This window comes from Ramlibacter montanisoli (assembly GCF_013087525.1).
Lineage (GTDB): Bacteria > Pseudomonadota > Gammaproteobacteria > Burkholderiales > Burkholderiaceae_C > Ramlibacter > Ramlibacter montanisoli.
In genome coordinates, this window is record NZ_JABFCS010000001.1 from 3,361,733 (window position 1) to 3,382,387 (window position 20,655).

Annotated in this window: 21 protein-coding genes, 1 tRNA gene and 3 pseudogenes; 8 read left to right on the top strand and 17 right to left on the bottom strand. The window is 69.3% G+C overall.

From position 1 onward, the window contains the following. Nucleotides 1-49 precede the first annotated feature (49 nt). From HK415_RS25385 to HK415_RS16635, 3 genes are read right to left on the bottom strand one after another with little or no spacing between them, the layout of a single operon-like run. Complete coding sequence (locus HK415_RS25385; RefSeq protein ID WP_253261924.1) at nucleotides 50-280, bottom strand: DUF3394 domain-containing protein; 231 nt, start codon at nucleotides 278-280, stop codon at nucleotides 50-52. Beyond that, nucleotides 166-2,079 (bottom strand): TRAP transporter permease, encoded by a 1,914-nt coding sequence (locus HK415_RS16630; protein WP_253261925.1) that lies wholly within the window; start codon nucleotides 2,077-2,079, stop codon nucleotides 166-168. Before HK415_RS16630 ends, HK415_RS25385 begins: the two co-directional genes overlap by 115 nt. 13 nt (nucleotides 2,080-2,092) lie before the next feature. Beyond that, complete coding sequence (locus tag HK415_RS16635; protein ID WP_171561205.1) at nucleotides 2,093-3,052, bottom strand: TAXI family TRAP transporter solute-binding subunit; 960 nt, start codon at nucleotides 3,050-3,052, stop codon at nucleotides 2,093-2,095. 131 nt (nucleotides 3,053-3,183) lie between these two features. Here HK415_RS16635 and HK415_RS16640 point away from each other — a divergent pair, with 131 nt between their 5' ends. Beyond that, nucleotides 3,184-3,615: a DUF1841 family protein gene (locus tag HK415_RS16640; protein ID WP_171561206.1), complete on the top strand. Its 432-nt coding sequence runs from the start codon at nucleotides 3,184-3,186 to the stop codon at nucleotides 3,613-3,615. An 18-nt stretch (nucleotides 3,616-3,633) separates the two neighbouring features. Here the strand turns inward: HK415_RS16640 and HK415_RS25390 are convergent, their stop codons facing one another. Then, nucleotides 3,634-4,734, bottom strand: coding sequence for a sensor histidine kinase (locus HK415_RS25390; protein WP_171561208.1), 1,101 nt, complete (start codon nucleotides 4,732-4,734; stop codon nucleotides 3,634-3,636). A gap of 474 nt (nucleotides 4,735-5,208) precedes the next feature. After that, on the bottom strand, nucleotides 5,209-5,940 hold the full coding sequence (locus HK415_RS16650) for a c-type cytochrome (RefSeq protein ID WP_171561209.1): 732 nt from the start codon (nucleotides 5,938-5,940) through the stop codon (nucleotides 5,209-5,211). A gap of 93 nt (nucleotides 5,941-6,033) precedes the next feature. Here HK415_RS16650 and HK415_RS16655 point away from each other — a divergent pair, with 93 nt between their 5' ends. The 4 genes and pseudogenes from HK415_RS16655 (at nucleotide 6,034) to HK415_RS27205 (ending at nucleotide 8,890) form a co-directional block, all read left to right on the top strand. Further along, complete coding sequence (locus HK415_RS16655) at nucleotides 6,034-6,888, top strand: AAA family ATPase (RefSeq protein WP_171561210.1); 855 nt, start codon at nucleotides 6,034-6,036, stop codon at nucleotides 6,886-6,888. Continuing rightward, nucleotides 6,885-7,097 (top strand): hypothetical protein, encoded by a 213-nt coding sequence (locus tag HK415_RS16660; protein ID WP_171561212.1) that lies wholly within the window; start codon nucleotides 6,885-6,887, stop codon nucleotides 7,095-7,097. Before HK415_RS16655 ends, HK415_RS16660 begins: the two co-directional genes overlap by 4 nt. Further along, on the top strand, nucleotides 7,097-7,696 hold the full coding sequence (locus HK415_RS16665) for a GNAT family N-acetyltransferase (RefSeq protein WP_171561214.1): 600 nt from the start codon (nucleotides 7,097-7,099) through the stop codon (nucleotides 7,694-7,696). Before HK415_RS16660 ends, HK415_RS16665 begins: the two co-directional genes overlap by 1 nt. Nucleotides 7,697-7,699: 3 nt before the next feature. Beyond that, nucleotides 7,700-8,890, top strand: a pseudogene (locus tag HK415_RS27205) (vWA domain-containing protein). A 15-nt stretch (nucleotides 8,891-8,905) separates the two neighbouring features. On the opposite strand, the gene HK415_RS16675 reads toward HK415_RS27205, so the two are convergent. The 5 genes from HK415_RS16675 to HK415_RS16690 all read right to left on the bottom strand — a co-directional run bounded on the left by HK415_RS16675 (nucleotide 8,906) and on the right by HK415_RS16690 (nucleotide 11,166). Continuing rightward, nucleotides 8,906-8,980, bottom strand: a tRNA-Arg gene (locus HK415_RS16675). Nucleotides 8,981-9,024: 44 nt separating this feature from the next. Next, entirely contained in the window at nucleotides 9,025-9,234 is a 210-nt protein-coding gene (locus HK415_RS16680; protein ID WP_171561216.1) for a hypothetical protein, read from the bottom strand. 127 nt (nucleotides 9,235-9,361) lie between these two features. Continuing rightward, the gene (locus HK415_RS16685; RefSeq protein WP_171563514.1) at nucleotides 9,362-9,847 is read right to left on the bottom strand and encodes a c-type cytochrome; all 486 of its coding nucleotides are present in this window, start codon (nucleotides 9,845-9,847) and stop codon (nucleotides 9,362-9,364) included. Nucleotides 9,848-9,937: 90 nt separating this feature from the next. After that, entirely contained in the window at nucleotides 9,938-10,174 is a 237-nt protein-coding gene (locus HK415_RS25395; RefSeq protein WP_253261926.1) for a hypothetical protein, read from the bottom strand. After that, complete coding sequence (locus HK415_RS16690; RefSeq protein WP_253261927.1) at nucleotides 10,120-11,166, bottom strand: PQQ-dependent sugar dehydrogenase; 1,047 nt, start codon at nucleotides 11,164-11,166, stop codon at nucleotides 10,120-10,122. The genes HK415_RS25395 and HK415_RS16690 overlap by 55 nt, the downstream gene beginning before the upstream one ends. A gap of 330 nt (nucleotides 11,167-11,496) precedes the next feature. On the opposite strand from HK415_RS16690, the gene HK415_RS16695 reads away from it, so the two are divergent. Further along, nucleotides 11,497-11,724 (top strand): hypothetical protein, encoded by a 228-nt coding sequence (locus HK415_RS16695; protein ID WP_171561217.1) that lies wholly within the window; start codon nucleotides 11,497-11,499, stop codon nucleotides 11,722-11,724. A 3-nt stretch (nucleotides 11,725-11,727) separates the two neighbouring features. Here HK415_RS16695 and HK415_RS16700 read toward each other — a convergent pair whose 3' ends face one another. Next, nucleotides 11,728-13,341 carry an ABC transporter permease gene (locus HK415_RS16700; protein WP_171561218.1) on the bottom strand — a complete coding sequence of 538 codons (1,614 nt, stop codon included), beginning with the start codon at nucleotides 13,339-13,341 and terminating at the stop codon, nucleotides 11,728-11,730. Between the two features lie 84 nt (nucleotides 13,342-13,425). Here HK415_RS16700 and HK415_RS16705 point away from each other — a divergent pair, with 84 nt between their 5' ends. Next, nucleotides 13,426-14,532, top strand: a complete 1,107-nt coding sequence (locus HK415_RS16705; RefSeq protein ID WP_171561219.1) for an ABC transporter ATP-binding protein — start codon at nucleotides 13,426-13,428, stop codon at nucleotides 14,530-14,532. Between the two features lie 4 nt (nucleotides 14,533-14,536). On the opposite strand, the gene HK415_RS16710 is transcribed toward HK415_RS16705, so the two are convergent. The 6 genes and pseudogenes from HK415_RS16710 to HK415_RS16735 form a co-directional block, all read right to left on the bottom strand. Then, the gene (locus HK415_RS16710; RefSeq protein WP_309246723.1) at nucleotides 14,537-15,232 is read right to left on the bottom strand and encodes a lysophospholipid acyltransferase family protein; all 696 of its coding nucleotides are present in this window, start codon (nucleotides 15,230-15,232) and stop codon (nucleotides 14,537-14,539) included. A 123-nt stretch (nucleotides 15,233-15,355) separates the two neighbouring features. After that, a complete protein-coding gene (locus HK415_RS16715; protein ID WP_171561220.1) occupies nucleotides 15,356-16,651 on the bottom strand; it encodes a dihydroorotase in 1,296 nt (431 codons plus the stop codon). Then, nucleotides 16,648-17,617 (bottom strand): annotated as a pseudogene (locus tag HK415_RS16720) (aspartate carbamoyltransferase catalytic subunit). The gene HK415_RS16715 and the pseudogene HK415_RS16720 overlap by 4 nt, the downstream one beginning before the upstream one ends. A gap of 1 nt (nucleotide 17,618) precedes the next feature. Continuing rightward, the gene (gene pyrR / locus HK415_RS16725) at nucleotides 17,619-18,137 is read right to left on the bottom strand and encodes a bifunctional pyr operon transcriptional regulator/uracil phosphoribosyltransferase PyrR (protein WP_171561222.1); all 519 of its coding nucleotides are present in this window, start codon (nucleotides 18,135-18,137) and stop codon (nucleotides 17,619-17,621) included. Then, nucleotides 18,134-18,553 carry a Holliday junction resolvase RuvX gene (ruvX, locus tag HK415_RS16730; protein WP_171561225.1) on the bottom strand — a complete coding sequence of 140 codons (420 nt, stop codon included), beginning with the start codon at nucleotides 18,551-18,553 and terminating at the stop codon, nucleotides 18,134-18,136. Before ruvX ends, pyrR begins: the two co-directional genes overlap by 4 nt. Continuing rightward, a complete protein-coding gene (locus HK415_RS16735; RefSeq protein ID WP_171561227.1) occupies nucleotides 18,550-19,149 on the bottom strand; it encodes a YqgE/AlgH family protein in 600 nt (199 codons plus the stop codon). The genes ruvX and HK415_RS16735 overlap by 4 nt, the downstream gene beginning before the upstream one ends. Nucleotides 19,150-19,167: 18 nt before the next feature. Between HK415_RS16735 and HK415_RS16740 the strand changes: the two are divergent. Continuing rightward, nucleotides 19,168-20,622, top strand: a pseudogene (locus HK415_RS16740) (cryptochrome/photolyase family protein). Nucleotides 20,623-20,655 lie beyond the last annotated feature (33 nt).

Here is a 20,655-nt window from a genome sequence, read left to right on the forward strand (position 1 = left end):
TGGGTACTCCAGGGGACAGCGTCATCCCCGCGAAGGCGGGGATGACGGATCAAGCCGTCTGTGGCTGCGGCCGCAGGTACTGTACCGCGAGCACGCCCACCGCCACAGCGATGCCGGCCAGGTCGGCCTGCCACGCCGGGTAGGCCAGCGCGAAGCCGGCCAGGATCAGCAGCCAGCGTTCGATGCGCGTGGTCTTGCGCAGCGCCCAGCCCTGGAAGCCGGCGGCCAGCGCGGCGATGCCGATGGCGGCCGTGACCGTGACTTCCGCCCGATGCTCCACCAGTTCGCCGTGGCCAGCGCCTTGGTCGACCCCATCAGCAGCAGCCCCTGCCCGCTCGGGTCCAGCACGAACATGAAGGGCAGCAGGAAGGCCGGCACCGTGTACTTCCAGCATTGCAGCGTGGTCTTGTACGGGTCGCCCCCGGTGATGGCCGCGGCGGCGAAGGGCGACAGCGCGGTCGGCGGCGACACTTCCGACAGCACGGCGTAGTAGAAGATGAACATGTGCGCGGCGTACTCCGGCACGCCCAGCTTGATCAGCGCGGGCGCGGCGATCACCGCGCAGATGATGTACGAGGCCGTCACCGGGACGGCCAGGCCGACGATCCACACCACCAGCGCGGTGAAGACCGCCGTCATGATCAGGTTGCCGTTGGCGTAGTCGATCACGATGGAGCTGAACTTCAGCCCGAGGCCGGTGAGCGTGACCACGCCGACGATGATGCCGGCGCCCGCGCAGGTGGCCGCGACGTTCAGCACGCCGACCGAGCCGCCTTCCAGCGCCTTGACCAGCGGGGCGCCGCCCAGCTTGCGCCAGAAGCCGCCGCCGCTGAACAGGTCCCAGGGGATCAGCGCGGTGTCGCGCCGCAGCAGGCTGGTGGCCAGCGAGACCAGGGTCGCCCAGAACACCGACATCACCGGCGAGAAGCCCCACATCATGAAGGCGACGATGGACACCAGCGACAGGAAGTGGAACCAGTACCTGCGCGTGAGGTGCCAGACCGTGTCGACCTTCTCGAACACGGCTTCGTGCATGCCGTACTTGCGCGCGTCGATCTCCACCATCAGGAACAGCGCGAAGTAGAACAGGACGGTGGGGATCACCGCCATCAGCAGCACGTCGAGGTAGGAGATCTTCAGGAACTCGGCGATCAGGAAGGCCGCGGCGCCCAGCACCGGCGGCGAGATGATCGCGCCCAGGCCGCCGGCGGACAGCAGGCCGCCCGCCGCGTTCTTCTCGTAGCCGACCTTCTGCAGCATCGGATAGGCGACCGAACCGAGCGTGACGGTCGTTGCGACGCCGGAACCCGAGGGACCGCCCAGCAGGAAGGACGCGAGCACCACCGTACGGCCGGCGCCCGTGGGCTTTCCGCCCATCGCGGAGAAGGAGAAGTCGAGGTAGAACTTGCCGGCGCCCGAGTACTGCAGGAAGGCGCCGAAGATGGTGAACAGGATGATCAGCGAGGACGACACGTCCAGCGCGACGCCGAAGATGCCCTCCAGCGTCATGTACATCACGCCGACCAGGCGGCCGACTTCATAGCCCTTGTGCGTCCAGGGCGCGGGCAGCCACGGCCCGGCGAGCGCATAGGCGAGGAAGGCCGTGCAGATGACGGGCATGATCCAGCCCGAGGTGCGGCGCATCGCCTCCAGCACCAGCACGATCAGCGCCACGCCGAAGAAGATGTCCAGGGGCAGCGGCGTCGTGTTGCGGTCGGTGAGGTCGTCGCCGCCCTGGATCAGGTAGTACGTGACGGCAATGGCCAGCAGCGCGGCGATCCAGTCCCACCACATGATGCGGTGGCGAAAGCGTCGCGCGACCGGGAACACCAGGAAGCACATGAAGAGCACAAAGGCCAGGTGCGTGGCGCGCAGCACCTGCGCCGGCACGATCTCGTAGGCCGAGTACAGGTGGTACCCGGACATCCCCACGGCCACCAGGGTGACGAAGGCAGCCAGCCAGCCCTTGAGCTTGTTGGCCGCCCCCTCCTCCTGCTCGATGTACTCCTCGGCCTTCTGCAGCGCCGCCGCGTCGATGTCGGCGCTCAGCTGCGCTCTTTCTGCCTGGTGGTCCGTCATGCGTGCGTGGAGCTCAGTTGACCTTGATGCCCTTTTCGGCGAAGTACTTCAGCGCGCCGGGGTGGAAGGGCACCGGCGTCGCGTCCTTCTTCTGGTTCTCCAGCTTGAAGTTGACGGCTTCCTTGTGCACGGCGACCAGGTCGTCCTTCTTCTCGAAGATGGTCTTGACGATGTTGTACGCCGTCTTCTCGTCCATGTTCTGGTGCGCCACCAGGATGTTCATCACGGTCGCCTGCTTGTTGTCGGCGTCCATGCCCTTGTAGACATCCTTGGGGATGGTGTCCTGCACGTACAGGTTGCCGTACTTCTTGTTCATCGCCGCCACCACTTCGGAGTGGTCGATCATCTTGATCTTGGTGCCGGGCGTGTTGGCCAGGTCGGACACGGCCGCGGTCGGCAGGCCGCCCACCCAGAAGAAGGCGTCGATCTTGCCGTCCTTGAGCGCGTTGACGGACTCGGCGACACCGAGGCGCTCGCGCTTCATGTCCTTGTCCTTGTCCATGCCGGCCGCCTCGATGATGCGGAAGGCCATGACCTCGGTCGCGCTGCCGGGCGAGCCGGTCGACACGCGCTTGCCCTTGAGGTCGGACAGCTTGTTGACGCCCTTGCCGTCGACGCTGACGACGTGCATGCGGTTGGGGTAGAGCACGGCCAGGGTGCGCACCGGCACCTTGTTGCCCTTGAACTTGTCCTCGCCTTCCAGCGCGTCCAGCGCGGCGTCGCTCATGCTGAAGGCCACGTAGGGCTTGCCGGTGCCGACGAGCTTGAGGTTGTCGACGGAGCCGCCGGTGACTTCGGCCGTGGCCTGCATGCCGGGCACGTACTTGGACAGCGCGGCCGCCAGCCCGCCGCCCATCGGGTAGTACACGCCGCCGGTTCCGCCGGTGGCGATGGAGATGTTCTGGGCATGCGCGGCGACGGCGATGCCGATGCCTGCGAGCAGGCCCAACAGGACGCTCTTGATGGACTTCATGTGTGTCTCCGAAGGGTGAAAGCACTCAGCCGCACCGAGACGGCGCGGGGCGGGCCCATTCTGGCAGTGCGCTCCCCTGCGGTCTCTACTGACTTTCCAGCACTGGCGGGGTGGCGTGCTAACCTGAAAGGATGTTCAACCCCTCCCAGGAAGACGTCCGCCGCTTCTTCTGCGGCGTGCATGCCAAGGCCCGGTCCGGCCAGGTGCTGGACGCGCTGGAGACGCTGGCCCACGAGTGGCTCAAGCAGCATCCCGAGTACGACGCGCACGTGGCCGATGCCGAGGAGGCCGTGGCGCGCGTCTACGACGGCAACAACGGCACGTCCAATCCTTTCCTGCACCTGTCCATGCACCTGTCGATCAGCGAGCAGTGCTCCATCGACCAGCCGCGCGGCATCCGGCAGGCGGTGGAACTGCTGGCGGCCCGGCGGCACTCCCTGCACGACGCGCACCACGAGGCGATGGAGTGCCTGGGGCAGATGCTGTGGGAGAGCCAGCGCGCGGGGCGGCCGCCCGACGGCCCTTCCTACGTGGCCTGCGTGCAGCGGCGCGCCACGCGCTGACGGCGTCGGCGGATCGCCTCAGGGTGGCGCGGCGGCGAGCGGCAGCGAGACGGTGAACTGGCTGCCGCGGTTGACGCCGTCGCTGCTCGCCACCACGGTACCGCCGTGGCCCTGGACCAGCCGGCGCACCAGCGACAGCCCGACCCCCAGCCCGCCCTCGTTGCTTTCGCGGGTGCGGTCGCCCTGCACGAACATGCCGAAGATGTTGGGCATGTCCTGCGCGGAGATCCCGATGCCGTTGTCGCGCACCTCGATGACCGCCAGCGTTTCCTCGCGCCGCACGCGCACCGCGATGTCGCCGCGCGGAGACGTGTAGCGCGCCGAGTTCTGGACCAGGTTGCAGATCACCTGCTTCAGGCGCGATGGGTCGGCGTCCACCCACAGCGGCACCTCGCACAGCTGCAGCGTCACGCGGTGCTCCTTGGCCGCGATGACGCCCTCGTTCATCTCCAGTGCCTCGGAGATCAGTTCGTTCAGCTCGGCAGGCTGCTTCTGCAGCACCACCTTGCCCTGGCTCACCTGCGCCGCGTCCAGCAGGTCTTCCACCAGCTTGGCGAGCTGGCGGGTCTGGCGGTGCATCACGTCGTGGCGCCTGGCGACGTCGGCGGGACTCATGCCGGTGTGCTTGCGCAGGATGTCCAGCGACATCTGCAGCGTCGACAGCGGATTGCGCAGCTCGTGGGCGACGGTCACCAGGAACTGGTTCTTGTGGGTATCCGCCTTCTCCAGCTCGGCCTGCTTGTCGCGCAGTTCCTGGTGGATGCGCAGCAGCTCGCGGTTCTGCTGCACCACTTCGTCCAGCGCTGACTCCGGCTTCGCGTCGGCCGCCAGCGTCACGGCGAATTGCCGCAGGCGTTCGGCGTCGAGGGCGCGGGCGGAAGCGGGCAATTCCATCTCCAGGCGCACGAGCGTGCCGCCCGTGGCCGGGGCCTCGATCGCGAGGCGGTCCACCAGGCGCGTGCTGCCGGCGATGCCCATCGCGGCGCGCCCGTCGCGGCGCGAGGCGCGGCCCGCCAGGACCCCGGGCAGGTCGGCGAAACCGGGCCCGCGGTCTGCGATGAGCGCGACCAGCCGCTGCCGCCTTCCGGCAGCGGGCAGGCCGTCCATCGCGAAGGCCACGGTCCCCCGCCCGCGTATTCCACGGCATTGCGGGCGATCTCCGACACGGCGGTTGAAAAGCGCGTCTGCTGCACGGCTTCCAGGCCCGCCAGGGAGCCGACGCGGCGCGCGCGGGTCCGGACGACGGCCAGCGCGGCGGCGCTGATGGGGCAGGTCAGGAGATGCGGTTCCATGGGGGTGGGTTGGGGGCGCGAGCGGGAGAGCGCGTGACTGCGGCCCGGGGCACCTCTCCCCAGGGACGGGGATGGTGCCCGCCCGGGGAGGTTCGCGCCGGAAGGCATGGCCGGAGCCCGGCCTGGAGACAGGCGCCATCCTACAAGCGCCATCCGGGGCCGTCTGTCCGGTGGCGCACACAAGCAGACGGCATGTCATCCCGGCGCCCGCCGGTTGCCGAAGGAGGCGTGGCGCGGGCCGGCGACATGCGCCCATGAAAAAGGCCCCTCGCGGGGCCTTCGTGCAACGGCTTGCGGACGCTCAGTTGCGGTGGAAGCGCGACTCCGGCACCGTCTCCATCTCGCCGTCGAGCGAGCCCACGTAATCGGCGAGGGCCTTCAGCTCGTTGTTGGAGAACTGCTTGGCGATCGCACCCATGATGCCGTTGTTGCGGCCCATGGCGGGGTTGCCGTCGGTCTTGTAGGCCTTGAGCGCGACGAACAGGTAGTCGGCGTGCTGGCCGGCGATCTTCGGGTAGCTGGGATCGATCGCCTTGGACAGGTTGGCGCCGTGGCAGGCGACGCAGTTGCCCTTCTGCATCATGACCGCGACCTGCGCGTTCGGCGTGCGGCTGGGCTTCTCGGCCAGCGGGGCGCGGCCGGCCTTGCCGAGGTCCTGGTAGTAGGTCGCGATGTCGGCGACGTCCTGTTCGCTCAGGCTCTCGGAGATGCCGCGCATGGTGGGATGCTTGCGGTCGCCCGTCTTGTACGCCTTCAGCGCCGCGGCGATGTACTGCGCGCTCTGGCCCGCGATCTTGGGCACGCGGTGCACTTCGGGGAAGCTCGCGCGGTAGCCGACGATGCCGTGGCAGCCCACGCACATCTCGATCTTGGCCTCCAGGGACTTCGGGCTCGCCGGCGTGGCGGGCTTGCCGGCCGCGGCCGTGGCGGCGGGAGCGGCCGCCGGGGCCGTCGCGGCCGGCGTCTGCGCCAGGGCCAGGCCCGTCGCGCAAGCGACAGAAAGGGCGAAAAGCGTGGTCAACAGCTTGTTCATTTTGCGAGCACAATCCCTGACGAAGGTCAGTTTCTTTCGATCAACCGGCGATTATAGGGGCCCTCCCCCGCGCCCTTTCCACCCCCGCAGACCATGAAGTTCCAAGGCTCCCAGAACTACGTTGCCACGCAGGACCTGATGCTGGCCGTCAACGCCTCCATCACCCTCAAGCGCCCCCTGCTCGTGAAGGGCGAGCCGGGCACCGGCAAGACCATGCTGGCCGAGGAAGTGGCGCAGGCGCTGGACATGCCGCTGCTGCAGTGGCACGTGAAGTCCACCACCAAGGCGCAGCAGGGCCTGTACGAGTACGACGCGGTCTCGCGCCTGCGCGACTCGCAGCTGAAGGACCTGGACGGCGGCGAGAAGGTCAGGGACATCCACAACTACATCGTCAAGGGCGTGCTGTGGCAGGCCTTCACGGCGGACCAGCCGGTGGCGCTGCTGATCGACGAGATCGACAAGGCCGACATCGAGTTCCCCAACGACCTGCTGCGCGAACTCGATCGCATGGAGTTCTACGTCTACGAGACGCGCGAGCTGGTGAAGGCGAAGCACCGCCCGCTGGTGTTCATCACCTCGAACAACGAGAAGGAGCTGCCCGACGCCTTCCTGCGCCGCTGCTTCTTCCACTACATCCGGTTCCCCGACGCGGAAACGATGAAGCAGATCGTGGACGTGCACTTCCCCGGCCTGAAGAAGGAACTGCTGGCCGCGGCCATGAAGACCTTCTTCGACGTGCGCAACCTGCCGGGCCTGAAGAAGAAGCCCAGCACCTCCGAGCTGCTGGACTGGCTGAAGCTGCTGGTGGCCGAGGACATCCCGGCCGAGGCGCTGCAGAGCAAGGACGAGAAGGTCGCGATCCCGCCGCTGGTGGGCGCGCTGCTGAAGAACGAACAGGACGTGACCCTGTTCGAGAAGCTGGTGTTCATGCAGAGGCACAACCGGTGAAGAAGCTGCTGGCCGAGGGACTGGTGGACGCGCTGGGCTTCGTCGCCGGCGCGCTGGCCGGTTTCGGGCTGGCGCGCATGCTCGGCTGGGATCCCTTCGCGGCAGGCTACGGCGGCGCCAGCCTGGGCGGCATCCTGCTGTGCGGCCTGGGCGGCGGGGCCGGGCTGCAGCTGGCGCGCCGGCTGGTGCGCCGGCGCAAGGACTCCTGATGCGCAAGCCCGAACCGCTCACCCTGCAATCGGGCCCCGTGCGGCTCGAGCCCATGACGGCGGACCATGCCGCGGCGCTGGAGGCTGCGGCGAGGGACGGCGAACTCTGGAAGCTGCGGGTGACCTCGGTCCCCGCGCCCGGCGAAGCGGCCGCCTATGTGTCGGCGGCGCTCCAGGGCTGCGCCGACGGCCACATGCTCCCCTTCGTGGTGGTCGACGGCGCGTCGGGCCGCGTGATCGGCAGCACCCGCTACCACGACATCGTGCCGGCCGTGGAGCGTCTCGAGATCGGCTACACCTGGTACGGCAAGTCCTGGCAGCGCACGCACGTCAACACCACCTGCAAGCTGATGCTGATGACGCACGCCTTCGAGACGCTGGGCGCGCAGCTGGTCGGCTGGCGCACCGACAACTACAACTTCGCCTCGCAGCGCGCGATCGAGCGCCTGGGCGCGCGCAAGGACGGCGTGCTGCGCCACCACGCGCTGCGCCGCGACGGCACGGTGCGCGACACCGTGATGTACAGCCTCACCGCCGGCGAGTGGCCGGAGGTCAAGGCGCACCTGCAATACCAGCTCACACGCCCCCGGGAGGCCTGAGCCATGCTGATCGACTTCTTCTACACCCTGCGCAGCGCCAAGCTGCCGGTCTCGGTCAAGGAATACCTGACGCTGGTCGAGGCGCTCAAGGAGGGCGTGGTCGGCCCGGTGAGCGAGGACGCGTGGAGCGTCGACGACTTCTACTACCTGGCCCGCACCGCGCTGGTGAAGGACGAGAAGCACTACGACAAGTTCGACCGCGCCTTCGCCGCCTACTTCAAGGGCGTGGAGCTGATCGCCGACTTCACCAAGGACATCCCGCTGGAGTGGCTGCGCAAGAACCTCGAGCTGAGCTGTCGCCGGAGGAGAAGGCCAAGATCGAGAAGATGGGCTGGGACGAGCTCATGGACACGCTGCGCAAGCGCTTCGAGGAACAGAAGGAACGCCACGAAGGCGGCAGCAAGATGATAGGCACGGGAGGGACGTCCCCCTTCGGCGCCTACGGCTTCAACCCGCAGGGCATCCGCATCGGCCAGGACAAGAGCCGCAACCGGAGCGCGGTGAAGGTGTGGGACCAGCGCGCCTACAAGGACTACGACGACTCGCAGGAACTGGGCACGCGCAACATCAAGATCGCGCTGCTGGCGCCTGCGCAAGTTCGCGCGCGAGGGCGCGGCCGAGGAACTGGACCTGGACGACACCATCCGCTCCACCGCGGCCAACGCGGGCTGGCTGGACATCAAGATGGTGCCGGAGCGGCACAACAACGTGAAGGTGCTGCTGCTGATGGACGTGGGCGGCACCATGGACGAACACATCCACCGCGTCGAGGAGATGTTCTCCGCGGCGAAGGCGGAGTTCAAGCACCTGGAGTTCTACTACTTCCACAACTGCGTCTACGACTTCATGTGGAAGAACAACCGGCGGCGCTTCAGCGAGAAGTTCCCGACCTGGGACATCATCCGCAAGTACAACAAGGACTACAAGCTGATCTTCGTGGGCGACGCGACGATGAGCCCCTACGAGATCCTGCAGCCGGGCGGCAGCGTCGAATACAACAACGAGGAAGCGGGCGTGGAGTGGATCCAGCGCCTGACCAGCGCCTTCCCGAAGTTCGTGTGGATCAACCCGGAGCCGCAGGGCGTCTGGCAATACCGCCAGAGCATCGCGGTGATCCAGCAGCTGATGAACCAGCGCATGTACCCGCTGACGATCAAGGGGCTGGAAGAGGCGATGCGGCTGCTGGTGAAGTGACGGCGCGCCGGCGGGTGGTACCACCGACAGGAATCGAACCTGTATCTAGCGCTTAGGAGGCGCTCGTTCTATCCATTGAACTACGGCGGCGAGGCCCGTGATTGTAGGGTGTGCCGCAAGGGCATGCCCGGGGCTCAGAACTGGCCCAGCTCCAGCGCGCGCACGGCAACGAAGGTGCACACTGCGGTGAGGAACACCAGCCAGGCGCCGGGACGCGCGTCGAGTCGGGGGAACAGCAGCAGCGCCGTGATGCGGTGCGACATCTCGCTGTCGCGTCCTTCGCCGGGAGCGTGCGCGCAGCCGCCTTGGAGGGCGGGCGTGCGGGGGGCGAGGAAGCGGCGCATGGGCTTGCACTGGATGCTGCTGTGTACATCGAGAGTACGCAAGGGAATTCCCGTCGGCTGTAGGTGGAACACTACAGGCGGAGTGAGAGGGCGGACGGGCGGCCGTCAGGCGTGGCCGTCCCGCCATTCACCGGTAGTGCGCGAGGTAGTGCGCCAGGTCCGCCAGCTCGTTGTCCTTCAGGCCATAGAGCGAAGCGGCCATGATGGTGTCGCGTCCGGGGCCGGGGTGGTCGCGGAACTGCTTGAGCGATTGCAGCAGGAAGGCTTCGTGCTGGCCGGCCAGCCGCGGGATCTGCGCGCGGCCCGAATAGTCCGGGAGGTGGCAGCTGCCGCACAGGCCGCGCGTGGCGAGCGCCTGGCCGCGTCGGAAGGTGGCTTCGTCGGGCGCGCCGCCGGCCGCCGGCACCGGCTTTTGCGCGGAGAAGTAGTTCGCCAGCTCCACGATCTCCGCGTCGGACACGCCATGGAGCATGCCCTTCATGGCCGGGACGTCGCGCATGCCCTCGCGGATCAACACCAGCGTGTTCTCGATGAACAGCTTGGGCTGCCCCGCGAGCGAGGGCGTGTTGGCGATCTGCGAATTGCCCAGGGGCCCGTGGCAGGCCGCGCACAGCGCGGCCCGGGCCGGGGTGGCCGCGGGCTGCGGGTGCGCGAGGGGGCTGCGAGGAAAAGCGCCGCGGCGAGGCCGCGGCGCAGGACTGCCTCAAGTGCCATACGTGATGCGGTAGACGGCGCCCATCTGCTCGTCGGACAGCAGCAGCGAGCCGTCGGGCAGCTGCAGGAAGTACACCGGGCGGCCCCAGAAGGCGTCCTTCTGCGTGTCCAGGAAGCCGGTGATGAAGGGCGTGATGCTCGCGTTGCCGCCGTTGGCGTCCGCGCGCACCGTCACGACGTCGTAGCCGAACTTCTGCGTGCGGTTCCAGGAGCCCTTGCGCGCCACGAATGCGACGTTGCGGTACTCCGGGGGAACATGGTGCCGGTGTAGAAGTGGATGCCCATGGTGGCCGAGTGCGGCCCGGTGGTGACCACGGGCAGCGTCACGCCGGCGCAGGGATTGGCCTTGCGGATGTCCTTGTCCACCACGCCGTTGGCATGGCAGTAGGGGAAGCCGAAGAACTGCCCGGGGCGGCTCAGGCGATTGAGCTCGTCTTCCGGCGCGTTGTCGCCCATCCAGTCGCGGCCATGGTCGGTGAACCACATCTCCTTGGTGACCGGATGCCAGTCGAAGCCCTGCGTGTTGCGCACGCCGGTGGCGACCACTTCCATGTTGGAGCCGTCGGCGTTGTAGCGGCGGATCTGCGCATACTGCGCTTCGGGCAGGCAGATGTTGCAGGGCGCGCCGAAAGGCACGTACAGCTTGCCGTCGGGCCCGAACTTGATGAACTTCCAGTTGTGGTGCTGCTCGGTCGGCAGGTTGAAGCGGGCCGTCAGGTCCACCGGCTGCACGTTCGGGTTCTGGTCGATGCGGTCGTAGCGCAGCACCTTGTCGATGGCGGCGACGTACAGCGAGCCGTTGTGGTACGTGACGGCGGGTTGCGTGAGCTTGTCGACCACGACGCGGCTGGTGCGCTGGCCGCCGCTGTCGGTGATCTCGTAGACGCGGCCGATGCCGCGCGTGCCGGCGTAGATCTTGCCGCTCTCGGTCCGCGTCATCGCGCGGATGCCGGGCATGCCGCTGGCCCACAGCTGGATCCGGAAGCCCGGGGGCAGCCTGAGGTTCTGCAGCGGGATCTCGGACGCCGGCACCGCGGTCAGCCGGCCGGCGTGCGGAGCCAGCGTGGAGCTCGCGAGTTCGGGCGCGCGGCCCTGCTGCCAGGCGGGCACGTTGGCCGGCAGCGGCTTGGCCACTTCGGAAATGACCGGCTGGCTCGGAGTCTGGGCGCAGCCCGCCAGCACCAGGGCCATTGCGACGCCTGCGATACGGAACTTCATGGCTTCTCCTCGTTGTGGGTGGGGAAGCATGCTAACGGCGCACGTCCCTGGGCCTCCAAGGGCTTTCCCGAGCAGGCGCGGCGGCAGGAAGAACGGCCTGCGCAGCACGGCCACGGAAATGCCTTACACGTGCGGGGAACCTGTCCTACAGACGCCGTTTGCAGGAGGGTGAAGCTGCTGCGTCGCACCATTGCGAAGCGTTACAGAGTCGCCCGCGTTCTTGCAAAGGACCGTCTTCGCATCGTCACGAAGGCCGCCTAGCATGGGGAAAACGAGAACCGCAGCAAGCCATCGGCAAGAAGCTGGAGACTAGAAGCAGGAGAGGCCCCCATGACGTCCGCCGACTACCGGATCGAAAGCACGCAACCCATCGCAGGGAGGTTCTGGCCCGCCGCCGGCAGCCGGCAGCTGTCCGTCAAGGACCGCGCGCTGGCCATCAGCCTGGCCGCCAAGAGCTTCACGCGCAGCAGCGAGATCCGCGTCGTGCACGTCCCCACCGGCGAGGTGGTGTTCCGCAAGCCGCCGCACCGCGCCGAGACGGGCGCAGAGGACTTCTGAGGCTCAGGTCCGCACGGGCGAACGCAGGGTCCGGCTCAGGAGGATCACCGGCACCAGGCCCACCAGCACCAGCGCCAGCGACGGCAGGGCGGCCTCGCCCAGTCGCTCGTCGCGCGCGAGCTGGTAGGCCACCACGGCCAGCGTGTCGCTGTTGAACGGGCGCAGCACCAGCGTCGCCGGCAGCTCCTTCATCACGTCCACGAACACCAGCAGCGCGGCGGCCGCCGCCGAGCGCTTGAGCAGCGGCCAGTGCACGCGCGCCAGCAGCGCGGCGCCGCTGGTGCCCAGCATGCGCGCCGAGTCGTCCAGGCTGCCGGGAATGCGGGCGTAGCCGCTTTGCACCGACTGCAGGGCGACCGAGACGAAGCGCACCAGGTAGGCCCAGACGATGCCGACGATGGTGGCGGTCATCCAGTAGCCCACGCCGCTTTGCGGCCAGGCCTCCTGCAGCCAGCCCACCGGCAGCAGCAGGCCGACCACCAGCACCGCGCCCGGCACCGCGTAGCCCAGGCCGGCGAGCTGCACCACGCCGCGCGTGAGGCCGCCCGGTGAGCGGCGCAAGCGGTAGGCGAGCAGCAGCGCCACCAGCACCGCGAGCGCCGCGCTGATCGCGCCCAGCCGCAGGCTGTTGAAGGACCATTGCAGGAAGCGGTCCCAGGGCAGCACCGACCAGTCCGCCGCCAAGGGCCGCAGCATGAACGCCAGCGGCAGCACGAAGCCGAGCAGCACCGGCAGCGCACACACCGTCCACGCCGCCAGCCGGCCCCGGCCGCGCAGCACCACCGGCTGCGCTTCCGCGCCGCCGCGCGAGCGGCCGGCGGTGAAGCGCAGGCGTTTCTGCGCCCGCGCCTCCATGGCCAGGAGCACGCCCACCACCACCAGCAGCACGGTGGCCAGTTGCGCGGCGGCGATGCGGTTGTCCATCGCCAGCCAGGCCTTGTAGATGCCGGTGCTGAAGGTCTGGATGCCGAAGTAGCTGGCCACGCCGAAATCGGCCAGCGTCTCCATCAGCGCCAGCGCCACGCCGGCGGCGATCGCCGGCCGGGCCAGCGGCAGCGCGACCGTGCGGATGCGGCGGGCCAGCGAGGCGCCCAGCAGCCGGGCCGCTTCCATCAATTGCGCGGCACGCTCGGCAAAGGCCGTGCGCACCAGCAAATAGACATAGGGATAGAGCGAGAACACGAACACGAAGATCGCGCCCGGCAGGTTGCGCACCTCGGGGAACACACGGCCCTCCAGGCCGGACTGCCCGCGGATCCAGCCCTGCAGCGGCCCGCTGAACTGCAGGAAGTCGGTATAGGCATACGCGACCACGTAGGCTGGCATGGCCAGCGGCAGCAGCAGCGCCCATTCGAAGGCGCGGCGGCCGGGGAAATCGAACAGGGTGACGGCGGCAGCGGCGGCCGTGCCGACGACGGCCGCGCCGATGCCCACCGCCAGGCAGAGCAGCAGGCTGGTCACCGCATAGTCGGGCAGCACCGTGCCCGCCATCTCGCGCAGGATCTGGCCGCTGGTGGCGTTCCACGACAGCCAGGAGCCGAGCACGGCCAGCACCGGCAGCAGCAGCAGGCCGGCGAGCAACAGGAGCGGCAGCTCGCGCAGCCGGCGCAGGATCATAGGGATGAGCTTAAGCGGCGGCCACTCCGTCCCGCTTGTCCTTGGTCAAGTGAATGAGAATTGTATGCATCTAGAATCGTCCTCATGCATATCGAGCTGCGGCAGCTGAGCGTCCATTACCCGGGCCGGGTGCGGCCGGCGGTCGACGGCGTTTCGCTGGGGCTGCGCGCCGGCGACATCGGCGTGCTGATCGGCCCTTCCGGCTGCGGCAAGACCACCCTGCTGCGCGCGGTGGCCGGCCTGGAGCCGGCGAGCGCGGGCGAGATCTTCATCTCCGGCCAGCGCGTGGAAGGCGCGGGCGCGCACGTGCCGCCGGAGCGCCGCCAGATCGGCATGGTGTTCCAGGACTACGCGCTGTTCCCCCACCTGGACGTGGAACGCAATGTCGCCTTCGGCCTGCCCCGCTCGGTCTCGCGCGGCGAGCGCAAGGCGCGCGTGGCGGAGGTGCTGGAGCTGGTCGGCCTGGGCGGCAGCGAGAAGCGCATGCCGCACGAACTCTCCGGCGGCCAGCAGCAGCGCGTCGCCCTGGCGCGCGCGCTGGCGCCGCGCCCGCAGCTGCTGCTGCTGGACGAACCCTTCTCCAACCTCGACGTCGACCTGCGCGAGCGCCTGGCGCACGAGATCCGCGGCATCCTCAAGGCGGCCAAGGCCACCGCCTTGTTCGTCACGCACGACCAGCTGGAAGCCTTCGCCATCGGCGACGTGATCGGCGTCATGCACGAGGGCCACCTGCACCAGTGGGACGACGCGTACACGCTGTACCACCGGCCCGCCACGCGCTTCGTGGCCGACTTCATCGGCCACGGCGTGTTCGCGCCGGCGACGCTGCGGCGCGTGGGCAACCAGGTGGTGGTGCACACGGCGCTGGGCGCGCTCACCGACGGCGCGGAATGCCCGCTGCCGGCGGCCTTCGGCTACGGCCAGTGCGAGGTGCTGCTGCGCGCCGACGACATCGTGCACGACGACGACGCGCCGGTGAAGGCGGAGATCCTGCGCAAGGCCTTCCGCGGTTCGGAATTCCTCTACACGCTGCGGCTGAAGACGGGCGAGACGCTGCTGGCCCACGTGCCCAGCCACCACGACCACCACGTCGGCGAATGGATCGGCATCCGCGCGCAGGTGGACCACGTGGTCACCTTCGAGCGCGAAGGCGGCGCGGCGGCGCCGCCGATGGCGTCGTTCGCGGTGTAGCCGCTCAGGAGCGCAGGCGCTCCACGTCGCGCCGCAAGTCCTCCGCCCACTGCCTGCGGTCCCGCCCGTTCGCTTCCTGCGGCTCGCCGAAGCGCACGTGCGCCGAGAACGGGCGACCGGCCAGCGTGCGCCACAGCGAGGTGAACAGCGAATCGTCGCCCAGGTAGAGCGGCCCGTCGCTGTTCTTTCCCGTGGCCCTGTCCACGAAGCACAGCGCCACCGGCTGCACCGGCGCGTGCGCCGAGATCGCGGCCTGCACCAGGTTGCCGTGGAAGGGCAGCAGCGTCACGCCGTCGCCCGTCGTGCCTTCGGGGAACACCGCCACCACCTCGCCGGCCTTCAGGCTCTCGGCCATGTGGTGCACGACCCGCATCGCATCGCGCCGCTTCTCGCGCTCGATGTAGAGCGTGCCGCCGCCGGTGGCCAGCGTGCCGAGCAGCGGCCAGTGGCGCACGTCCGACTTGGACACGAAGCGGCAGTAGCGCGCCGCGTGCATCACCAGGATGTCGAGCCAGGAGATGTGGTTGGCCACCAGCAGCATCGGCCCCTGCGCCGGCGCGTGGCCGTGCACGTGCAGCGGAATGCCCAGGATGCGCAGCATGCGCTGGGCCCAGGCCTGCACCGTCGCCTCGCGCCGCTGCTGCGGCCAGCGCGGGAACAGCAGGGTGATGGTGAGCCAGCCGGCCAGCGCGTGGAGCACCGCGCGAAGGAGCCGCCAGGACGCGCGCAGCAGGAACTCACCAGCCGCCGCCGGGCCGCCCCAAGGCGGCTGCGCCCCTGGGGGGCAGCGCAGTACACGAAGTGACAAGCGTGGGGGCTCGGTTCATTTGCGCTCGAAGGCGACCTGGCCGCCGACGATCGTGTAGCGCACCTGGCCGGGCAGTTCATGCCCGGCGAAGGGCGTGTGCCGGCCCTGGCTGCGCAGCGCATCGGGCGTGACCGTCCAGGCCGCATGCAGGTCGAAGATGCACAGGTCGGCCACGCCGCCGTCGACCAGCTGGCCCGCGCTGGCCTGCAGCGTTCCCAGCGAGGCACCGAGCACGCGCGCGGGCTCGCTGGTGAGAACGCCCAGCGCGCGCGGCAGGCCGATGCCGTCTTCCTGGCCCCACTTGAGCGCCAGACCGAGCAGCAGCTCCAGCCCGGTCGCGCCGGCTTCCGCCTCGGCGAAGGGCAGCGTCTTGGCGTCCTCGTCCACCGGCGTGTGGTCCGAGACCAGCGCGTCGATGGTGCCGTCGGCCAGCGCCTCGCGCAGCGCATCGCGGTCGCGCTGCTGGCGCAGCGGCGGCGCCAGGCGCATGCGGCTGTCGAAGTAGCCGATGTCCACGTCGGTCAGGTGCAGCGAATTGATGCTGACGTCGCAGGTGAGCTTCAGCCCTTCCTGCCTGGCCTGGCGCACGAGCTCCACGCCCCGCGCGCTGCTGATGCGGCACAGGTGCACGCGCGCGCCGGTCATGCGCATCAGCTCGAAGATGGTGTGCAGCGCGATCGTCTCGGCCACCACCGGGATGCCGGACAGGCCCAGGCGCGTCGCCAGCGGCCCGCTCGCGGCGACGCCCTGCCCCAGGTAGTGGTCGTGCGGCCGCAGCCACACCGTGTAGCCGTAGGTGGAGGCGTACTGCATCGCGCGCTGCAGCACCTGCGTGTTCTGCAGCGGCACTTCCGCCTGGCTGAAGCCGACGCAGCCGGACTCGGTGAGTTCCGCCATCTCGGTCAGCACTTCGCCGGCCAGGCCGCGCGTGAGCGCACCGAGCGGGAACACGCGCGCCTGGTGCAGCTTCTCGGCGCGGAACTTGAGCATGTCCACCAGGCCGGGCTCGTCCAGCACCGGGTCGGTGTCGGGCGGGCACACCAGGCTGGTGACGCCGCCGGCCACCGCCGCGGCCATCTCGCTTTCCAGCATGCCCTCGTGCTCGTGGCCCGGCTCGCGCAGGCGCGCCGCCAGGTCCACCAGGCCAGGGGCGACGATGCAGCCGCGCGCGTCGATCACGCGGTTGGCGCTGAAGCCCTCGGGCACCGTGCCGACACCGATCACGCGGCCGGCGGCCAGCGCCACGTCGCAGATCTCGTCGAAGTTGCGGGCCGGGTCGATCACCCGGCCGTTGCGCACGAGTATCTTCATGCCGCCTCCCGCACGTTGCCGGCGACGATGCCCATGACCGCCATGCGCACCGCGATGCCGAATGTCACCTGCGGCAGGATCACGCTCTGCTTGCCGTCCACGACCGCGGAGTCGATCTCCACGCCGCGGTTGATCGGCCCCGGGTGCATCACGATGGCATCGGGCTTGGCGTGAGAGGCGCTCCGGCGTGAGGCCGTAGCGCTTGAAGAATTCCTGCGAGGACGGCAGCAGCGCGCCGCTCATGCGCTCGTTCTGCAGCCGCAGCATGATGATCACGTCGCAGCCCTTGATGCCCTCTTCCAGCGTGTGGAAGACGCGCACGCCCATCTGCGCCATGTCGCCGGGCACCAGCGTCTTGGGCCCGACCACGCGCACCTCTGCGCAGCCCAGCGTGGTGAGCGCGTGGATGTCGGAGCGCGCCACGCGCGAGTGCAGCACGTCGCCCACGATCGCCACCGTGAGGTTGCTGAAGTCCTTCTTGTAGTGGCGGATGGTGTACATGTCCAGCAGCCCCTGCGTGGGGTGCGCATGGCGGCCGTCGCCGGCGTTGACCACGTGCACGTGCGGCGCCACGTGCTGCGCGATCAGGTAGGGCGCGCCCGACTCGCTGTGCCGCACGACGAAGATGTCGGCCGCCATCGCCGACAGGTTGGCGATGGTGTCCAGCAGCGACTCGCCCTTGCTGGCCGAGGAGCGCGCGATGTCCAGGTTGATCACGTCGGCCGACAGGCGCGTGGCCGCGATCTCGAAGGTGGTGCGGGTCCGCGTGCTGTTCTCGAAGAACAGGTTGAACACGCTCTTGCCGCGCAGCAGCGGCACCTTCTTCACCTCGCGGTCGCTCACGCTCACGAAGTTGGAAGCGGTGTCGAGGATGTGGGTGAGGATGTCCCGGGGCAGGCCCTCGATGGAGAGCAGGTGGAGCAGCTCCCCGTTCTTGTTCAGTTGCGGGTTTCGTTTGTAGAGCATGTCAGTGCGCGCCCTCGACCTGGAAGCTGAAGCGGCCCTGGCCATCGCGCGCCAGCGCGAGCGACTGGGTCGCCGGCAGCGTGACGCGCGCGGCGGCGTAGTCGGCCTGCACCGGCAGCTCGCGGCCGCCGCGGTCCACCAGCACGGCCAGCGCCACGGCAGCGGGCCGCCCATAGTCGAACAGCTCGTTGAGCACGGCGCGGATGGTGCGGCCGGTGTAGAGCACGTCGTCGAGCAGCAGGATGTGCGCGCCGTTGACGTCGAAGTCCAGCCGGGTCTGGGCAGTGGCGGCCAGGCCGCGGCGCGCGTAGTCGTCGCGGTGCATGGCGGAGGAGATGACGCCCGGCTCGCCGGCCAGGCCCAGGTCCTTCTGCAGGCGCTCGGCCAGCCAGGCGCCGCCGGAGGTGACGCCGACCAGGCGCGTGTCGGGCCGGCGCAGCTGCTGCACGCCGCGCAGCAGCTCGCGGTACAGGGCCTCGGCGTCGAGGGTCAGGGCGCCGTTGGCAGGGGCGGGGTTCAAGGCAGGCTCCTCAGGAACTGTTCCAGGATGACGCAGGCCGCGGCACCGTCGGGATCGCGCGCCCCCGAGGCCAGCGCTTCGGTGGTGCTGTAGCGCTCGTCCACCTCGTACACCGGCTTGCCGCAGCGGCCGCGCAGCTGGCGGGCGAATTTGCGGGCGCGCGCCGTATTGTCGTGGCTGGCGCCGTCGGGGTGGAAGGGCACGCCCACCACCAGGGCGTCGGGCTGCCATTCCTTCACCCGCGCCTGCGCTTCCGCCAGGCGCGCGTCGCTGCCTTCGGCGCGGATGGTCGGCTGGGCCGTCGCGGTGCGCAGCAGGCGGTTGCCCACCGCCACGCCGGTGCGCTTGGTACCGAAATCGAAAGCGAGGAAGGTCTGGAACTGCGCGGGGACTTCGTCGGGCACCGGGGTGCTCATGCGTGTCCTGCTCCGGGGGACAGCATCCACGACTGCAGGCCCAGCAGGGACAGGGCCTTCTCGTAGCGCTCCTCGATCGGCGTGTCGAAGATGACGGCCGGGTCGGCGCTCACGGTCAGCCAGCTGTTTTCCGCCAGTTCCGACTCGAGCTGGCCTTCGCCCCAGGCCGAGTAGCCCAGCGTCACCAGCAGCTTGCGGGGGCCGGAACCGCTGGCAATCGCTTCCAGCACGTCCTTGGAGGTGGTCATCTCCAGGCCACCGGGGATGGTCATCGTCGAGGCGTAGACCGACTCGTTGGCGTCCTGGCCTTCTGCGTGGACCGCCTCGTGCAGCACGAAGCCGCGCTCGGTCTGCACCGGCCCGCCCTGCAGCACCGGCGTGCGGGCCAGCTCGTCGCGGCCCAGCGGCAGGTCGACCTTCTCGAACAGGTTCTTCAGGTTGATGTCGGTCGGCTTGTTGATCACCAGGCCGAGCGCCCCGCGCGGGCTGTGCTCGCACAGGTAGACCACCGAGCGGGCGAAGGACGCGTCCTGCAGCCCCGGCATGGCTATCAGGAAGTGGTGCGTCAGGTTCATCGAATCCGCCTCGTTGGACATGGGTTAGATTTTAAGTGGATGGACACGACCTATGCCGCGGCCCTGATGTGGTTCCGCCGCGACCTCCGCGCGACCGACAACGCTGCCCTGGCGCAGGCGCTGCGCGCCGCCACGGCGCGCTGCACTGCGCCTTCCTCTTCGACCGTTCCATCCTCGACGCGCTCCCGCGGTCCGACAGACGGGTGGAGTTCATCCGCGATTCGGTGGCTGCGCTGGACGGCGAGTTGCGGGCGCTCGGCGGTGCGGGGCGCGGCCTGATCGCGCTGGACGGCGTCGCCGCCGAGGAGATCCCCGGCTGGCGCTGCGCCTGGGCGTGCAGGCGGTGTTCGCCAATGCGGACGACGAGCCGGCGGCCCTGGAAAGGGACGCGCAGGTGCGCCAGCGCCTGGCGGCGGCCGGCATCGCCCTGCACACCTTCAAGGACAGCACGGTGTTCGCCCGCGACGAGGTGTTGACGCAGGCCGGCAAGCCCTATTCCGTGTTCACCCCCTACAGCCGCTCCTGGCTGGCCCGGGTGGATGAGGAGGACCTGCGGCCGCACGAGGTCGAGCCGTGGGCTGCACGGCTCGCTGCGCGCCCCGAGGCGTTTGCCAGCGAGCTTCCCTCGCTGGAGGCTTTGGGCTTCGAGCGGACCAACCTGCGCGCGCTGCAGATCGCGCCCGGCACGGCCGGCGCGATGGAACTCCTGCAGTCCTTCGACAGCCGCATGGACCGCTACGACGCCCTGCGCGACTTCCCCGCAGTGAAGGGACCGAGCTACCTGGGCGTGCACCTGCGCTTCGGCACGGTCTCCATCCGGCACCTGGTGGCGCAGGCGCGCCGCCACGCCGGCAGCGGCGCCGCCACCTGGCTGAAGGAGCTGGTGTGGCGCGAGTTCTATTTCCAGGTGCTGGCCAACTTCCCGCAGGTCGGGCGCGGCAAGAGCTTCCGGCCCGAGTACGACCGCATCGCCTGGGTGCAGGGTGATGTCGCCGAAGAGCGCCTTGCCGCCTGGTGCGAGGGCCGGACAGGTTATCCGCTGGTGGACGCGGCGATGGCGCAGCTGAACACCACCGGCTACATGCACAACCGGCTGCGCATGGTGGCGGCCAGCTTCCTGTGCAAGGACCTGGGGATCGACTGGCGGCTGGGCGAGCGCTACTTCGCGCTGAAGCTGAACGACTACGAGCTGGCGTCGAACAACGGCGGCTGGCAGTGGGCGAGTTCCTCCGGCTGCGACGCGCAGCCTGGTTCCGGATCTTCAATCCGGTGACGCAGAGCGAGAAGTTCGACGCGCAGGGGAAGTTCATCGTGCGCTACCTGCCGCAGCTGGCGAAGCTGCCGGCGAAGTTGCTGCATGCGCCGTGGACTGCGCGGCCGATGGACCTGGCGGCGGCGGGGGTGACGCTCGGGAAGGACTACCCGCTGCCGATCGTCGATCACGCGCAGGCGCGGGAGGAGACCTTGCGGCGGTATGCGGTGGTGAAGTCCTAGCCCCAAGGAAAAAGCGGCCCGAAGGCCGCTTTT

Bases quoted from the DNA above. Each gene is read 5' to 3' on its own strand.
- HK415_RS16630 (WP_253261925.1), bottom strand. From the start codon at position 2,079: ATGACGGACCACCAGGCAGAAAGAGCGCAGCTGAGCGCCGACATCGAC.
- HK415_RS16635 (WP_171561205.1), bottom strand. From the start codon at position 3,052: ATGAAGTCCATCAAGAGCGTCCTGTTGGGCCTGCTCGCAGGCATCGGC.
- HK415_RS16640 (WP_171561206.1), top strand. From the start codon at position 3,184: ATGTTCAACCCCTCCCAGGAAGACGTCCGCCGCTTCTTCTGCGGCGTG.
- HK415_RS16650 (WP_171561209.1), bottom strand. From the start codon at position 5,940: ATGAACAAGCTGTTGACCACGCTTTTCGCCCTTTCTGTCGCTTGCGCG.
- HK415_RS16655 (WP_171561210.1), top strand. From the start codon at position 6,034: ATGAAGTTCCAAGGCTCCCAGAACTACGTTGCCACGCAGGACCTGATG.
- HK415_RS16665 (WP_171561214.1), top strand. From the start codon at position 7,097: ATGCGCAAGCCCGAACCGCTCACCCTGCAATCGGGCCCCGTGCGGCTC.
- HK415_RS16680 (WP_171561216.1), bottom strand. From the start codon at position 9,234: ATGCGCCGCTTCCTCGCCCCCCGCACGCCCGCCCTCCAAGGCGGCTGC.
- HK415_RS16690 (WP_253261927.1), bottom strand. From the start codon at position 11,166: ATGAAGTTCCGTATCGCAGGCGTCGCAATGGCCCTGGTGCTGGCGGGC.
- HK415_RS16695 (WP_171561217.1), top strand. From the start codon at position 11,497: ATGACGTCCGCCGACTACCGGATCGAAAGCACGCAACCCATCGCAGGG.
- HK415_RS16700 (WP_171561218.1), bottom strand. From the start codon at position 13,341: ATGATCCTGCGCCGGCTGCGCGAGCTGCCGCTCCTGTTGCTCGCCGGC.
- HK415_RS16705 (WP_171561219.1), top strand. From the start codon at position 13,426: ATGCATATCGAGCTGCGGCAGCTGAGCGTCCATTACCCGGGCCGGGTG.
- HK415_RS16715 (WP_171561220.1), bottom strand. From the start codon at position 16,651: ATGAAGATACTCGTGCGCAACGGCCGGGTGATCGACCCGGCCCGCAAC.
- ruvX (WP_171561225.1), bottom strand. From the start codon at position 18,553: ATGAGCACCCCGGTGCCCGACGAAGTCCCCGCGCAGTTCCAGACCTTC.
- HK415_RS16735 (WP_171561227.1), bottom strand. From the start codon at position 19,149: ATGTCCAACGAGGCGGATTCGATGAACCTGACGCACCACTTCCTGATA.